A 15,570-nucleotide genomic window follows, 5' to 3' on the forward strand; every position below is an offset into this window, starting at 1 on the left:
AATAGGTGGTGTAATAGGTGGTGAAAAAAGTGATTTAATTGATTCGATTGAATAAAATTTCAAACTAAAACGCGCTATTATAAGTAATTATCCATCCCAAATAATCTTGGTGAAGCACTTGCCAAGTTTTTTCGGCCATTGTTACAATAGTCAGCTTCAATCTCAAAAACAATACAATTCCTATTGGTCTGTTTACTGGCAATGGCTGTTGAGCAACTTCCGCCAAAGGTATCTAAGACTAAATCCCCAGGTGTTGTACTTTTTTCAATTAAGTAACTAATTAGCTCTACCGGTTTTTCTGTAGGATGGTTATTGTTTTTGGTTTTAGCAGATTTTAAAATATTACAATCGCGTTTACCATTCAATTTTTTACTTCCGTTACTGCAAAAAATAATCATTTCATACTTTGGTGCATAGTCGCCTTTTAGGTCACCAGTTCCGTGATTTTCCTTTTCCCATATTAGGATGTTTTTTATTCTAAATTCTTTATCAAGAAAAAACTTGAAGACTTCCACGTTATGCCAAGAGCAGAATACATAGAGATGCGCATTATTTTTACACACGCGCTTCAATTCTTTTACCCAATAATCTAACCAATCTAAGTTATCGTCGTTTGGCATTTTTTTATGCTTCTTACCTCGCTTATTACTTCTGTATTTGATGCCATAAGGTGGGTCGGTCAGTACCAAGTCTACGCTACCATTAGCAACGGACTTAATACCGATATTCCAGTCTATATTTAGTATTTTTTGCATCTGTTACACAGATTGGTTTCGTTACAATTAGAGCATAGTTATAGCTATTCAGCACCAATAAAAGGCTGACATCACTTTAATAAATACAGAGAAATTAATCTATTTAAAAAGGCCCTTTTTCCCTCGGACCATTATGCGTGACCTTCCATTGGTCATCCTCTTGAACCAACTTAAAAACACCAGGTTTGCCATCATAAGATGTACTATATTTTACCCAAGTCGCTTCACCATCGACAGCTTCATCCAAGATGTCAACCTCGATTTCCTTTTCGGTGTCTGGTATCATATCTAATAACGTATTCAAACTGGCATATCCTTCTGATGTGGTATGCTTTTTTAGGGTAGATTTATCTTTTGAAAAGAAACTTTCCGCTACGATTGTTGCAGTTTCTGCGGGCGACAAATTTTTATTTCCTGAACAGGAAATGAATAGTAGTATTAACGAGCAAATGACTATTTTTTTCATAATATTCTAATTTGGATTATTAATATATCTATGTGATATTTTCAGTTCTATATTGCGTTCGCCATTTTTCTCGTTCAGTTCCAAAATTGCCCTACGGTCATTGGATAATGAAAATTTGGGCATCACATATACAAAGCGAGCCATTTCATTTTCCTTAATTTTAGACGGCAGATTATGTTTGTACATCGGTTCTTGATAGAGACGTTGCAACGATTTTCTTTTACCTTTTTGCCGAGTTTCAATCGAAAGGTTCAAGAAATTCAAATCGTAATCCAATGTAGAATTATTCTTAATTTGAATAACGAAGTAGAGTTCTTCTTTATCAAAAACAATATTCTCAATGCTCAAAATCACACCACTTTTTCGTTTTGTGAAGTAACCAAATCGTAGACCTCTTTCAAGAAGATACGAGCAGAATTTTTGGTAATAATAGGTTTTATTATCTACAAGTTCTTCAGAAGATTCAACAAGCGTCGAATCAGTTACAATCGGTTTTTCATTACCGATACTATTTGATAGCGGAATGAAATAATTGAGCTTAGAGAGCTGTTTTTTATATCTTATAATATACGAAAAAATTGAACCATTTCTATTGACTACCAGAAGATTACTTTCCTTTCCTGGCTTTGCTTGAAGAAGCCCAAAATACTGTTCTTTTTCACGATTGTATGTAAATACAAAATTATCTGAACCAGTAATACCTTGCCGTATAGGTTCTGGAAAGAATAGCGCAACGTTTTTGGTGTCGTTGGCATAAATGGTGTCGAGAACTTTGGTTGTTTGAGCTTTCGTGAAAGGGGAAATCAGTATCGCAAATATTAAAATTGTTGCTCTCATAATTTAGGTTTTAGAATTAATTTATAATTATTCAATACCATAACTTTTACGTTTCGGTTGTTACGTCTGAGTACTTTGGATATACCACCAATTTGTGGTACGGTAGGAATGTTGATATCGCCAATAATATCGTCCAAGACTTCGGTGGTGGCTTCTGCCCGAAAATTGTTCTGTACATAAATACCTTCACTACCATCAGATAAATCAAAAGCTTTGAGTTTTGTAGGATGGTGCTTAATGTTTTCAATTTCAATGAGCGCACGATTAGGTTGAAAGCTTATAAAACCGAAAATAGGTGTGTTCTTTGGCATCAGCTTACCATTGATGGTAGCTGTTTTGGTAAGTCGCATTCGTAATCTGGTATTCGCTTTGACTATTTGGTCGCCATCTACAACCACGTAAATTGTTTCATCTGTATTACCAATGATTGAAACCTCATTGGGTTTTGGCGAAGCAGCAAAGAACAATTGATGTTCTAAGCCTAATTCTTTGGCTTCAATTTTTTGTTCCCGCTTTACTTCAGCAGAATCAATTTTTGATATCGCTTTGCGAACAGTTCTTTTCTGTCCTAAGTTTTGGTATCGTTTCGATGTATATTGAATTTTGCCAGCTTCATAGATGCTATCTACAATACGCTCTTTTTCGCGTTCTGGTAAATCTGGGTCGTAGAATCCAAAGGAATCAATCAGCTTTTCATCGTAGATGCTGGGCGCGTTATTTTCACGAACTTTCTTTAAGTCATTTATAGCATCCAGTTTAGAGTCGTATTCTTTTTGGTTTTCCTCTAAATCAGGTACCAAGGTCTGTTTTAGGTTTTCAATTTCAGTATCATCATCGCCCAATACCATTACAGAATAGGAAATCAGGAATATAAAAATCACAGCCAATACGGCAGCGAATACTATTTTATTCTTTTCAACTTTCATCGTTTAGTTTTTTTAAGGTGTTCTCGAAGTAATTTGTAATTAGAAGTCCGTGCGGATTATTGGGAAAGTTTCGGTCAACCATAATCAGGTTTCCTGTTGAAACCAATTCGTAGGTGTCAATTATTGAACCTCTGTTAATTTCAAAAATGGTGGTGGTTGTAAAACTATATGAGCCATTATTTTCGTTTATCCTTGAGTCAGTACTCAATACTTTTTGAACCAATGAATACTGAAGTAATCGGTTATAAACGCCATCCGCTTTTTTCTGACGGTAAAGATTATCCACAGAGCTATTGCCTAACCAAAGTGCTTTTTCCAAATTCCTTTCATAGTTACTGGCATCGATGTTATAGAAGTAGTTGTGAAACAAGTCTAAATGTGCCAGAGCTTCGACTCTAAAATTCTCTTTTTGAGTTACGAGCTTCAGGGGAATTATACTGCCATCTGTATTGATTGCAAAAGCACTATTGAGCGCTTTTTGATTTGTATTGAATACCATCCAAACTGAAAAGGTACTGGACAGTAAGGCACAGACAACAACTGCCAAAACGATAAACCGATTCAATTTTAGGACGTTATAAATATTTTTGTATGGTGTTTTCATATTCTTATTTTTAATCTGCCTTAGGCAGTAAACAATCTGAGCGTAAAGGACGTTGCTCGTTTGTACAATTTGAATTTCAGGAATACAATAAATGCAACAGAACCTAATTGAACAACAGGCGCAAAAAAGCCTTGACCTGTATCAGTTCCAAATAAATTGACCCAAAAATTGGTGTTGATTTCCGTATAAATTGCATTAACAAATACATTGACTAAAAAGAATGCCGGCACTAACATATATACAGCAGCATACAACTTGAAGAATGTATAAGCAAGTGAACGGAATTTTTCAAATACTGCAAGGCTAATGACCAAAGGGAAGAACGCTTGCATTATCCCCAAAAGGAAAAAACGCTCTGCCAAAAACAACGGATAAATGAATAGGTCAAGAATCCAAAGTATAGTGCTTAGAATAAATGCCAATATCTTAAACCCATACAATGGTGTTACTAAAGCTTCGTATAAAAGGGTCATTGCTGAGCTCGCAGCATCAAAAAGACTTACGTCTTCCTCTAACGGAATGTCCTGCATTTGTAATGGTAATAACGCAGGTGCTGTGCCCCTATACTGCCCCTCGATGGCTACCAATATCCCATCGAAAAACCCTAATACCTGCGTTGAGAAAATTACTAATATGACAATGGCAAAATTCTTCATCAAGTCCCCTGGACTCAATCCCCAAGTATAACCGTCTTTATCCGCAACACCTTCATTGTACTTTTTCAGAATGTTAACCAGAAAGAACAGGACAGCAAGCGTTTTCATTCCGGCAATAGTGTATTGCGAAAAGCTGCTGCTCTGTATGGTCTGGAACACCGTATCGATGTATTCCAACCCAATCCCTAAAAGTATGGTAGCGGTCATTTTTAGTAATCTGTTTCTCGATTATTGACTTTATCCTGCATTTTTCTGAAAGAAATAATATCTCGATACCGTTTTGTTTTCGTTGTGATGGTAGAAACCATTTGCTTGGATTCCAGTTCTTTTGCTTTCAGGATTTGAGCACGTTCGGCATCGCTCATTTTTAGGTAATCGCTGGACAGCACTTCATCAATGAAGTCAACCGTCTCTAATGAATTTTGAACTATTGCATCAAATGATTCCATAACTCTTGAAACTTCATCGGGTTTGATGTAGCGCGAGTTTAAAATGTCCTGTAAATCATTTTGCATTACATTAATAAGGCGCTGATTATTGTCTGCAATTTCTTGGACAGCGTTGAGTTGTTGAACTACGCTTGATACTTGCTCGATGGCTTCTTTAGCATCCTTTAGGAATTTTACAGACTTAATCATTTGAGCGGTCTGTTTACCTGATTCCAATAGTTGTTTTACCAAACTGATAAAATTGGTATTGTCATAAGTGGGCATTCCTTGTGCAGTAGCTTTACCTGACATAAACAAGGTCAGGGATACAGTCATTAATAAAATTTTAATTTTTGTCTTCATAATATTATGTTTTAGATGTGAATTGAATTATTGCTTTTTGCATATCGTTATATTCGTTGTAGAGCTTCATTATTTCTTCATTTTCCTGTCCATCGGTCAGGTAAGCTGCGTACACTTCCTTCGGAACTTCAAGCCGGAAAATGTTACTTTCCCTACCAATTTTGATGAACATTTCGGTGTATTTGCGTGGACCAGAAAGGTTGTTTTTAATCGATTTTAATTGGTTTAAATCGTGGCTGGATAGATTGAGCCTTTTAACCAATTCGTCGTAACCTTTTTCGTTATTTAAGCTATAAATGACTTGCGTATTTTCGAGAATACTTGCTGAAGTTGAATTGTTGGGCAGCTGGTTGATGGATTGTAGAATGATACCGATTGCACCATTCTGTTTACGGATAGCTTGATAGTAGAATTCTACACTTTCCAGTACATTTTCAAACTTCAGCTGTTTGGCAAACTCATCAAATAGGATAATTCCTTTTTCAGCCCTATTTTTCCAAATGGTTCTTTGGATGGCTGACTTTATCAGCTTCAACATTACAGACAAGATTTCCTTATTATCCTTTACCTCGTCAAGCTCAAAAACTATTAATCGTTTGTCTTCGATTTTATAGGTTTGGTCTTCGCTTACTTCAAATAGAAAGCTATATAGACCATCGCCGACATATTCTGACATTACGTGCAAGAAGCTCGTGACATTGAAGTAGTCGGGATGGATTTTTAAAGTGCTCAGAAGGTCTTCCTGATTCCTTTCTATAAAGCTGTAAAAACCATCTAACGAGTGATTTTCAGAAGTACTATCATAATAATGGCGTAGTATCTTTTTAACGGAAACCGATTGTGCTTTCGTAACTTTTAAATCTGAAGCAAAGAGTTCAAATAGGAAAACGGATAAGTCTTCCAAGCGTTCTGGTGTGAGGTCATTTGTATCACTTATGTAAAATGGGTTGATGCCTAAGTTCTTTCCGCTTTCGTAGCGAAGCACCGTATATTTTTCAGGATAGAGCTTTGCGAATTTGGTGTACGAGCCACCTAAGTCGATAATGACCAAACGAACACCACTTTCAAAATACTGGCGCAAAATGTTATTGGCCAAAAAGGATTTGCCCTCGCCAGTTGGCGCGAAAATGGCAAAGTTCCTTGCCTTGATGCGTTTCTTCTTTTCGTCCCAAACATCCTTCAGAACAGGAATGTTATGTTCACGGTCATTAAAGATGATTCCGATATTATCGCTTTTATAGTTGGTGTTATTGATGAACAAGCAGAGCGCGTGTTTTAAATCGGTTACATATAAATCGTTGTTTGAAAAGTTGGATGAAAAGCAGCAGTAACTATTTAGAATATAGTTTTTACGTTCTTCGCCTCGTGGATAATACGGGATGATATCCAATTCTTTAAATTCAGTTTTGATTTTTGAAGTTATCTTGTCAAGCTCTTTGGCATCTTTAGACCAGTACACTATGTTCAAATGACCACGAATGATTCTGGCATTATCATCGGCATTTATTTGGTCAAGGATGTGCTGAATTTTACCAAGTACCACTTTGTTTTGTGAACCGAAATTGGAACTCTTATTGAGTTCTTCAATCTTCTTGTCGAGCAGCTTACGCCACTTTTGTTTGTCATCCAAATACAAAATCTGATTAACGATATGGTTCTCGTTAAGCGTAAGCCCTAAGCCATCAATAAACCCTTGATGAAATACAAAATCGTCAGAAGTGAATTTCTCATTGGTTTTGCTACTCTGTACACTTTCGCCAAAGCACAGTTCGCTATTGATGGCAAGGGCATCAAAATGGTTTTCGCCAATATTGACGCTTTTTTTGTCCAATAAAATATCGGTATCGTAGCCTTCATTAAAACCATTGAAATAGGCACTTGTTAATTGCTGAATGTCTTCCGCTTTAAGCGAAACAAAATCCATTTTTCGGCTATTGTTGATAAAGGAAACGGAATCGCTTACCGAGTTGGCGAAACTCTTGATATTGTCATCCAGTTCCTGTACGATTCCCTTTGAAATTTTTCGGAACGGATTGACGTATTTCGGATTGTTGAGTGCCTTATTTTTGGTCAAGATGAAGAACAAATAGCAGCTGTGCTCGATATGTCCACGACCTTTAAAATGTTCGTGGGTAGCCTTTTCCAGAAAGGTTGTATTCGGAAGTTGTTCTGATGAATAGGATTTCTTCAGGTAGATATCCTGTTTATGAACCACAGTACCAACTGGCAATGACTTTAATGCCTGAAACCAAGCACCGTGCATATCTTCAAAATCCTTTTCAGATAACGAGTAGATTTCCGGCAGATTTCCTTTGTAGCACAGAATAACATTGCCATTATTGGCAAATACGATATTGTCTTGAATATCTACAATAGGTTGATATGCCGAAAGGTTAATCTTGTTCATAATCGAAGCCAGAGTTTCTTTTGTTACTAATGATTTTTGGGAAAGCGTTTGCCATTTGGAAAAGCTGTGGATTATGTGCTATTCTCGTTAGCGCCACATAAAGGGAAGCGTTGAAAACAAACACACCTATTATTATTCCGAAGCTGAAAGAGAAGATGATGATGAGCAGCGAAGCCAAAATGGAAACCATCATCAAGGCAAATAGGGAAATGGGCAGCCCAAAAATGACCGCCCTTTTCCTGATGTTTTTATAGACCTCGAACCGTTTCATCTTTACACTACGATTCCTATTAAATAAGTGAAGATACCAACTACCGCACCTGCAATCAATACAAACACTAAAACTCGGGTAATCCCCTTTTTTAAATCTGCATTTTCCCCAAAAAAATGTCCTGCGTTGAACAGGAAACCTACAAGGAAGATTACACCGAGTAGTATTGGAAAAATAGTTCGGATAGTGTCGCCAACATCATTAACTGAATCTTCAATGCCACCAATTTGAGCAAAAAGCGAAGTGGATAAGAGCGAAAGAATGGATGCTAAATAGTGTGATTTTTTCATAACGGAAAAGTTTAAATTTTTAGTTCATTTTCGTTATTGGAAATTTACATATATTTGAATATAAATAACTGAAAATCAAATATTTGTGAATAAAATATTATTTGATATTGTTTGAATTCCGTTGCTATTATTTGGTATCAAATCCTATGGAATTTTGAAGGGAAGTTGTTGATAACCTGAAAATTGAAAATGAAAAAAGTGCTCAAAAACGTCAGTTTTGTGATTTTGCTCTTAAAAGTGTGTGTCATTTTTGGACAAGAATTGAATGCTCAAAAACGAATTGTAATTGACGTTGGACACGGCGGAAAAGATTCTGGTGCAGTAGGTATAAATGGCATCCAAGAAAAGGATGTGGTTATGTCCATTGCAAATGAGATTTCGAGGTTAAATAACAATTTGGAAAAACCACTCGATATTTATTTAACGAGGTATAGTGATACGCTCATTTCTTTATCTGACAGAACCAAGCTGGCGAGAGCTCTTAAAGCAGATTTATTTGTCTCTCTACATTGCAATCATTCTGATAATCCGGATGCGAGAGGGATTGAAGTTTATGCTTTGAGAAAACAAGAAAGGTTCTCTAAGGCATCGGTTTTTATAGGCTATCAAATTGAAAGCGCACTTTGTAAAGCAATTGGTTGTGAAAGTCGAGGTATAAAGTTTGCCAACTTTCAAGTGCTGAGGGAAACAGCAGATTATTGTCCTGCGATACTAATAGAATTGGGCTTTTTAAGCAATGTAGATGAAGCTCAGTATTTAATTAGAAAAGAAAATGTGCTCACCATTGCGCTATCAATTTTAAAGAAATTATAAATTAAAAAATGAGGTTATGAAAGAACTGTTTATCGAAATTATTAGAAGCATAAAGCAACTTATTTTTGCTTATTTCAGAGAGATGAAGAATTTAATGCGATAAAATAATTTTGACGATTTAAATATTAATCGTAATATTGCAATGAATTAATATAGTGACGAAATGGGATTGGCCAAAACCGAAATATTTACAGATGAGCAAAACCAAATATCGGTTTTTGCGAAAGCATTTGGACATCCCGCAAGAGTTGCCATATTGCAACATCTTTTTAAAATTGACACTTGTTTCTGTGGCGATTTGGTAAAGGAAATAGGCTTGGCTCAACCCACAATTTCCCAACATTTAAAGGAATTAAAGTATTTAGGACTTATTAAAGGAACAGTTGAGGGTACGAGTGTTTGCTATTGTATAGACATTGAAAACTGGAAAGGGATGAAGGATATTATGACAGCGTTTTTGGGACAGGATTTGTTACCAAAAGATGAATGTTGCTAAAAAAATTTAAACTATTTAATCGTTTTATTGCGATAAACTTATATAATTATGAAACTATCAGAAGTTAAAAGACAACTTACCCAATTGGACAGAATTGCTTTCCAACTACCAAACGGCGATTTAGTACCCAGCCATTTTCACGTTACCGAAGTAGGGAAGATTACAAAACACTTTATCGACTGCGGTGGAACAGTACGCAACGAAGAAGTTGCCAATTTTCAGCTTTGGAATGCAAACGACTATGACCACAGGTTACATCCAGAAAAACTATTGAACATCATTGAGCTTTCAGAGAAAATATTGGGTATAGAAGATTTAGAAATTGAAGTGGAATACCAAGCCGAGACCATCGGTAAATTCGGACTTGATTTTGACGGAAGCAATTTTCTGTTGACGACCAAACAAACGGACTGTTTGGCCAAAGACCAATGTGGTATTCCAACGGAAAAACCAAAAATGAAATTATCTGAAATTCAAACTTCAACTTCTTGCGCACCAGGAAGTGGTTGTTGCTAAACTTTTAAAAAACACTTCACAATGAAAATAATACTATTCAGCGATATTCATTCAAACTTACCTGCATTACAAGCATTTTTTAAAGATTTGGAAAACAGGGAATACGATGCCATCTACTGCCTTGGCGATTTGGTGGGTTATAATGTTTGGCCCAATGAGGTCATCGAGGAAATTAGAAAGCGAAAAATACCGACCATCGCCGGCAATTATGACTTTGGTATTGGCAGGAAAAGCGATGATTGCGGTTGCGCCTATAAAACTGATGAAGAAAAAGCAAATGGGAAGGTTTCAATTTCTTTGACCAACGAATTGGTTAATGATAAAAACAGAGCGTATCTGAGAACACTTCCAGCCCATATTAAATTGGAATTTCAATTGAACGAAGACCAGTTGAATGTGCTACTGGTACACGGTAGTCCACGAAAAATAAATGAATATCTTTTCGAGGATAGGGCAGAGAAAAGTATGACTCGCATAATGGAACAAGCCGATGCTGATGTGATGTGCTTTGGTCATACCCATAAACCTTATCACAGAACTTTCGATTCGGCAGATGAAAGTACGTCACATTTTCGGCACGCTATCAATATCGGGTCAATTGGCAAACCCAAAGACAGCGATAATCGAGGTAGTTACGTCATTTTAGATATCAACGAGAATGCTTCAGTTAAAGATAAGGACAGTATTTCTGTAGAATTCGTAAAGTTTGAGTACGATATCGAGAAAGCGGCAAAGGCGGTCGAAGACAGTATTTTACCCAACAGCTATGCTGATAATTTGAGAAACGGATATTAAAACTTTGCAAAAATGGAAGCATCTGATAATCTATATTTTTCGAAAGAACACACTTGGATAAAAATTGAAAACGATACTGGAACAGTTGGCATTACCACTTTTGCACAAAGTGAACTTGGCGAGATAGTCTATGTTGACTTGCCAAACCTGGGCGATGAGTTTGAACAAGACGAAGTTTTTGGTTCTGTCGAAGCACTAAAAACTGTAAGTGATTTATTTATGCCACTTTCTGGCGAAATTACCTCAGTCAACGAGAATCTACTTGAAAACCCAACACTTGTTAATGAAAAACCTTTTAGCGAAGGTTGGATGGTCAAAATGCAAGTTAGTGACCTGAACGAGCTTTCAAATCTTTTGAGCTACGAGGCTTATCAAAAATCAATCAATAAATAATATGGCTAAGAAAAAATTAGGCTTTCTCGATAGAAACCTTACACTTTGGATTTTTGTTGCAATGGCATTAGGCGTTGGAATTGGGTATTTCATTCCAACATTTCCCAACATCATAAATTCATTCAGTAGCGGAACAACGAATATTCCTATTGCGATAGGCTTAATATTGATGATGTACCCACCTTTGGCAAAGGTCAATTATGCGCTCTTACCTAAAGTTTTCAAAAACACAAAAATCCTTTCCATATCCCTTATTTTGAATTGGGTAATTGGGCCTATTTTGATGTTCGTTTTGGCAATCACGTTTCTACGCGATTATCCCGAATATATGGTTGGACTTATTCTAATAGGCTTGGCACGTTGTATCGCGATGGTCTTGGTGTGGAACGACCTCGCTGAAGGAAGTAGCGAGTATGGTGCTGGTCTGGTCGCTTTGAACAGTATTTTTCAAGTCTTTGCATATAGTTTTTATGCGTGGATTTTCATAACTGTACTTCCGCCTTATTTTGGATTTGAAGGCGCTATTGTGGATATCTCAATTGGCACTATCGCTGAAAGTGTAGCCATCTATTTAGGTATTCCTTTTGTGATGGGAATATTGAGCAGACTAATTTTAGTGAAATTAAAGGGCGAAGATTGGTACACAAATAAATTCATTCCTACCATTTCACCAATGACTTTAATTGCATTGCTCTTTACCATTGTAGTTATGTTCTCACTCAAAGGCGAACTGATTGTGGAAATTCCAATGGACGTAGTGATTATTGCAGTTCCCTTGCTCATTTATTTTACGCTAATGTTTATCATCGGCTTTTTCTTTACCAAAGCAACAGGTGCAGAATACGACAAGACAGCAGCAGTTGCATTTACTGCCGCAGGAAATAATTTTGAGTTAGCGATTGCCGTTGCCATTGCAGTTTTTGGGTTGAACTCAGGACAAGCTTTTGCAGGTGTTATAGGTCCATTGGTTGAAGTTCCTGCATTGATTTTATTGGTTCGTGTTTCCTTTTGGCTGCGGAAAAAATATTATGGTAAAACCCGAACTCTAAATTGATAGAAGCTGAAACATTTAAATATTACCAACCTGTAGTAATTTATCTTTCTTTATTATTTTTATATCCTAATATCTAATAAATTTTTTATGAACGTTCTCTTAGATTTTTGTTTAAAGCAGTTATTGGCAATTATATTTTTAACTTTGCAGTTGTTATTTGAAGAGAGTGAACAAAGAACCAATTTATTTTGATTTTGCATCAACTACACCCGTAAAACAAGAAGTTTACGAGGCAATGTCCCCATACTTCCTTAATCATTATGGAAATGCATCTAGCAGTACACATAAGCAAGGTGTAATAGCTTCTAAGGCGGTTAAAAATGCCAAAAATCAAATTTCCAAGCTTGTAAACTGTAAAGAGAGTGAGGTGTTTTTTACAAGTGGTTCAACTGAATCCATCAAATTGGCCATTAGTCAAGTTTTCTATAACAATTTAGATAAAGGAAACCATATAATCACATCCAACGCAGAACATAAGGCAGTTTTGGATACCTGTAAAGATTTGGAAAAAGTCGGTGCTCAGGTAACTTATCTTGAGGTTGATGAAAATGGAAAAATAGATATAAGCTTACTGGAACATAGTATTAAGGAAGATACAATACTTGTGGCCTTGATGCACGTTAACAATGAAACCGGTGTGATTGCCGATGTCAAGAACATTGGCGCCATCTGTAAGAAGAAGAATGTTCTGTTTTTTACGGATGCAACTCAATCTTACGGAAAACTTCCGTTGAATTTCCAAGAGGAAAACATAGACTTATTATGTTTCAATGCCCATAAAATTTATGGACCTAAAGGCATTGGTGGCTTATTGGTAAAAACAACCGCTACAACAAAATCGGGTACATTGGTTAAACAACGTATTGAATCTATTAATTTAGGAACTCTAAATGTACCAGGAATTGTTGGTTTAGGAAAAGCAAGTGAACTTGCGATGACAAAATTAGAAAGCAATTATAATAGGATTCACCATTTGAATAGTTATTTGCAAGTAGAACTGTATCAATCTAAACGAGCAGCTGTTAACGGATTATCAGCTAGTAGAAGTCCTTACATTCTCAATATACAACTTATAAATCAGGACGCTGAGTCATTTATCTTAAAGAACAAAAATTCAGTTTCGGTGTCGATGGGTTCTGCCTGCAACTCTAGATTAATAGAACAATCTCACGTTCTTAAAAGTATGGGATTGAGTAAGGAAAAAGCAGATAGTAGCATCAGGATAAGTTTTGGAAGTCCCACAACTCAATCACAATTAGATGTTTTGCTCAATGCTATTAAAAGCGGGAATAATTAGTTTCAAAAGATTCTACTATTGAAGCAGCTAATTTCTTGATTCTCGAATTCCCAGTTCTAGGACTCAACCTTACCCAAGAAATAACATCAAAAGTAGGGTTGAGTTTTCCTCGCAATAATATAAGTTCTTTCTGTACAAGGTATTCTACAGCCTCTCTATAGGATTTTTCTACAGAGGTAAATTCTCTTGATTTTGGTAGTGGAAAAGATAAAAGAAGGATGTCATCAACATCATTGACTTCGTAGCCCTTAGCTTCATTAAATCGCTTTCTGAGAGTCCCTGTTCTGTTAAAATGAGCACCTGCTCTTCCAATTGTTCCTGTATAACTATTGGTCATTCCCACGTACACTATTTTGTGTTTTTTCGAAAGCCAAATATAGATATAGGCTTGGTCGGCACCATTGAATGCGCCGAGGATACTAGTTTCAAGCATACTTCTCGTCGCTATAATTTGGCGGTAAGTCATTTTCTAGTTTTCTGCACATATTAGCTAGAAATTCTGATACTATTCTTCTGGACTCTCGCAAAATAACTTTAAGGTCGTCGTACTCATATTTTCCAATATTTTTATAGGCGTATAATTCGGAATCGGCAAACTGAAGCATCATTAAATCAAAGAGAATCTGTAAATCTCTGTTCTCTGCATTATCCTCATAGATTAATCTTGCAAACCGATGAATTTTATTAATCCTTACACAATTACCTAAATCGGTATCATAGTAAGGTTCCCAAAGCAGATTGTCTTCAACAGATGATACCCTGAATATTTTAGTGAGGTTAGCGTTCTTTTCGCCTTTAATGGCCTCTTCCTTTTCGTCTTCTGTATAGTCATCGTCAACAGTATCGTCCACTTCTTCACCCTTATCCTCTTTCATCATTTTAATTATCCACTTGATTTTTGAGGTCATATCATCGGTTATCGCCTTTAATCGTTCTAAGGCTATTTCCTCATCAGGTAGGTCATCACCTGGCAGAATCTCTATCTGTTCAAATTCATCTAATAGCTTATTTGCGATTTCATTAGGTGCTTTATTTATAATGTCACGACTAATCTTTCCGGCATTTTTCCAAGCTGCTTTGCTTTTGCTTTTGGCTTCTTTGGTAAAATCGCTTATGTTCCTAAATGCTTCTTCAGAAAGAGTCAGCGAAGATTTTTTTACATCAATATTAAAGAAATCGTCTGCCTCGTCATTGATGAGTATTCTTCCCCTAAAGGCATAAAAATCTTGGTCGTATGGGATTATGCCTTGTAGGTTTGAAGCCCAGGATATGAGTCTTTTATTTCTGTAAACATAGAAACCGTAGTTACCAGCCTCAATTAAATATCTTTCGCGAACTTCTTTGTCTCTTGATTCGCCTATATTTTTAATTCTATAGATAGGTGGATAGGGAAGTTGGGTAATTTCAATAGTTACATTTATTTCCAGTTCATCGTCAAGAGTAAGTTCTTTTGGTTTCTCAATCCATCGTACCTCAGTTCCATCCCATTCATTTTCGTTCAAATTTCCATTTTCGTTGGCTTCAGAAATAAACAATGGGTCAATTGCATCAATTTTTTTATCACCAATGGTAATATTCACACCGCTTTCAGAAAGGAAATAGAAATAGATTACACCAACTTTTGTCTTAAGTTCTTTAATGGTGTTTCTGACACTCGGATGGTTGTTTAGTCTAATTTCAGAAATGATAATGATGGTACCCTTACCTTCTTTTAGATAGGTTTCAATCAGTTCAGATTCATTCTCTTCAATTTCAGTCTTTTCAGCAAAATATTCTTTTGCTTCCATTACTTTTGGTAGAGAGACTTCATACTTGTTAAATCCCGTTCCATTTGAAGAAATAACTTTAAGAACATCACCTTGCGAAAAAGAAGCGGATTTTAGGCCTAATCCAAATTTCGATAGCGATTTGTCATCATAATGGTCATCTGTTGAACCGAGTTTTAATGCCTCTTCGATTGCACCTTCGTCCATACCATCACCATCATCTATGATGATATATTCCTTGACATTGTTCCTTTTATAGTCGGAAAAGTCTTCGCGTTCTTTTTTGATTAAGAGGTTTATATTATTTGCATTAGCCCTTACAGAGTTATCTATGATATCGCAAATGGCAGCAGAGGTTGTATAGCCAATTCTGCTCAATCCAAATAGAAGCCTACCGGCATCTATGGATAAATCAATTTTATCACTCATAATATTTA

Annotated in this window: 19 protein-coding genes; 7 read left to right on the plus strand and 12 right to left on the minus strand. The window is 36.2% G+C overall.

The genetic code is table 11. The features are described from left to right. Nucleotides 1-77 precede the first annotated feature (77 nt). From GQ40_RS15405 to GQ40_RS15450, 10 genes are all read right to left on the minus strand, one after another. Nucleotides 78-755, minus strand: a complete 678-nt coding sequence (locus GQ40_RS15405; RefSeq protein ID WP_052184290.1) for a DNA-methyltransferase — start codon at nucleotides 753-755, stop codon at nucleotides 78-80. A 103-nt stretch (nucleotides 756-858) separates the two neighbouring features. Next, complete coding sequence (locus tag GQ40_RS15410) at nucleotides 859-1,221, minus strand: hypothetical protein (protein WP_047550408.1); 363 nt, start codon at nucleotides 1,219-1,221, stop codon at nucleotides 859-861. A 6-nt stretch (nucleotides 1,222-1,227) separates the two neighbouring features. After that, complete coding sequence (locus tag GQ40_RS15415; RefSeq protein ID WP_047550410.1) at nucleotides 1,228-2,058, minus strand: DUF4138 domain-containing protein; 831 nt, start codon at nucleotides 2,056-2,058, stop codon at nucleotides 1,228-1,230. After that, a complete protein-coding gene (traM, locus tag GQ40_RS15420) occupies nucleotides 2,055-2,984 on the minus strand; it encodes a conjugative transposon protein TraM (protein ID WP_047550413.1) in 930 nt (309 codons plus the stop codon). Before traM ends, GQ40_RS15415 begins: the two co-directional genes overlap by 4 nt. After that, nucleotides 2,974-3,588, minus strand: coding sequence for a conjugal transfer protein TraK (locus GQ40_RS15425; RefSeq protein ID WP_047550416.1), 615 nt, complete (start codon nucleotides 3,586-3,588; stop codon nucleotides 2,974-2,976). The genes traM and GQ40_RS15425 overlap by 11 nt, the downstream gene beginning before the upstream one ends. Nucleotides 3,589-3,608: 20 nt before the next feature. Continuing rightward, nucleotides 3,609-4,451, minus strand: coding sequence for a hypothetical protein (locus tag GQ40_RS15430; protein WP_047550419.1), 843 nt, complete (start codon nucleotides 4,449-4,451; stop codon nucleotides 3,609-3,611). A 2-nt stretch (nucleotides 4,452-4,453) separates the two neighbouring features. Then, a complete protein-coding gene (locus GQ40_RS15435) occupies nucleotides 4,454-5,035 on the minus strand; it encodes a hypothetical protein (RefSeq protein ID WP_047550422.1) in 582 nt (193 codons plus the stop codon). A 4-nt stretch (nucleotides 5,036-5,039) separates the two neighbouring features. Next, a complete protein-coding gene (locus GQ40_RS15440; protein WP_047550425.1) occupies nucleotides 5,040-7,442 on the minus strand; it encodes a TraG family conjugative transposon ATPase in 2,403 nt (800 codons plus the stop codon). Beyond that, entirely contained in the window at nucleotides 7,429-7,713 is a 285-nt protein-coding gene (locus tag GQ40_RS15445) for a hypothetical protein (RefSeq protein ID WP_047550428.1), read from the minus strand. The genes GQ40_RS15440 and GQ40_RS15445 overlap by 14 nt, the downstream gene beginning before the upstream one ends. A 2-nt stretch (nucleotides 7,714-7,715) precedes the next feature. Further along, nucleotides 7,716-8,003 carry a hypothetical protein gene (locus GQ40_RS15450; protein ID WP_008610937.1) on the minus strand — a complete coding sequence of 96 codons (288 nt, stop codon included), beginning with the start codon at nucleotides 8,001-8,003 and terminating at the stop codon, nucleotides 7,716-7,718. 189 nt (nucleotides 8,004-8,192) lie between these two features. On the opposite strand from GQ40_RS15450, the gene GQ40_RS15455 reads away from it, so the two are divergent. The 7 genes from GQ40_RS15455 to GQ40_RS15485 all read left to right on the plus strand — a co-directional run bounded on the left by GQ40_RS15455 (nucleotide 8,193) and on the right by GQ40_RS15485 (nucleotide 13,367). Next, nucleotides 8,193-8,816 (plus strand): N-acetylmuramoyl-L-alanine amidase, encoded by a 624-nt coding sequence (locus GQ40_RS15455; RefSeq protein ID WP_047550433.1) that lies wholly within the window; start codon nucleotides 8,193-8,195, stop codon nucleotides 8,814-8,816. Nucleotides 8,817-8,979: 163 nt separating this feature from the next. Beyond that, nucleotides 8,980-9,312, plus strand: a complete 333-nt coding sequence (locus GQ40_RS15460) for an ArsR/SmtB family transcription factor (RefSeq protein ID WP_047550437.1) — start codon at nucleotides 8,980-8,982, stop codon at nucleotides 9,310-9,312. 48 nt (nucleotides 9,313-9,360) lie between these two features. Next, the gene (locus GQ40_RS15465) at nucleotides 9,361-9,828 is read left to right on the plus strand and encodes a DUF6428 family protein (protein WP_047550440.1); all 468 of its coding nucleotides are present in this window, start codon (nucleotides 9,361-9,363) and stop codon (nucleotides 9,826-9,828) included. A gap of 21 nt (nucleotides 9,829-9,849) precedes the next feature. Then, a complete protein-coding gene (locus GQ40_RS15470; RefSeq protein ID WP_047550443.1) occupies nucleotides 9,850-10,623 on the plus strand; it encodes a metallophosphoesterase family protein in 774 nt (257 codons plus the stop codon). Between the two features lie 12 nt (nucleotides 10,624-10,635). Continuing rightward, complete coding sequence (gene gcvH, locus GQ40_RS15475; RefSeq protein WP_047550446.1) at nucleotides 10,636-11,016, plus strand: glycine cleavage system protein GcvH; 381 nt, start codon at nucleotides 10,636-10,638, stop codon at nucleotides 11,014-11,016. A 1-nt stretch (nucleotide 11,017) separates the two neighbouring features. Then, nucleotides 11,018-12,070, plus strand: a complete 1,053-nt coding sequence (arsB, locus tag GQ40_RS15480; protein ID WP_047550449.1) for an ACR3 family arsenite efflux transporter — start codon at nucleotides 11,018-11,020, stop codon at nucleotides 12,068-12,070. 166 nt (nucleotides 12,071-12,236) lie between these two features. Then, nucleotides 12,237-13,367 carry a cysteine desulfurase family protein gene (locus GQ40_RS15485; RefSeq protein WP_231565585.1) on the plus strand — a complete coding sequence of 377 codons (1,131 nt, stop codon included), beginning with the start codon at nucleotides 12,237-12,239 and terminating at the stop codon, nucleotides 13,365-13,367. On the opposite strand, the gene GQ40_RS15490 is transcribed toward GQ40_RS15485, so the two are convergent. Together GQ40_RS15490 and GQ40_RS15495 are read right to left on the minus strand one after the other, a co-directional pair. After that, nucleotides 13,348-13,833 carry a hypothetical protein gene (locus GQ40_RS15490; RefSeq protein WP_156115602.1) on the minus strand — a complete coding sequence of 162 codons (486 nt, stop codon included), beginning with the start codon at nucleotides 13,831-13,833 and terminating at the stop codon, nucleotides 13,348-13,350. The genes GQ40_RS15485 and GQ40_RS15490 overlap by 20 nt on opposite strands. Then, nucleotides 13,793-15,562, minus strand: coding sequence for an ATP-binding protein (locus GQ40_RS15495; protein WP_047550455.1), 1,770 nt, complete (start codon nucleotides 15,560-15,562; stop codon nucleotides 13,793-13,795). Before GQ40_RS15495 ends, GQ40_RS15490 begins: the two co-directional genes overlap by 41 nt. Nucleotides 15,563-15,570: the final 8 nt, after the last annotated feature.

It is taken from the genome of Psychroserpens sp. Hel_I_66 (genome assembly GCF_000799465.1).
In the GTDB taxonomy this organism is placed as follows: domain Bacteria; phylum Bacteroidota; class Bacteroidia; order Flavobacteriales; family Flavobacteriaceae; genus Psychroserpens.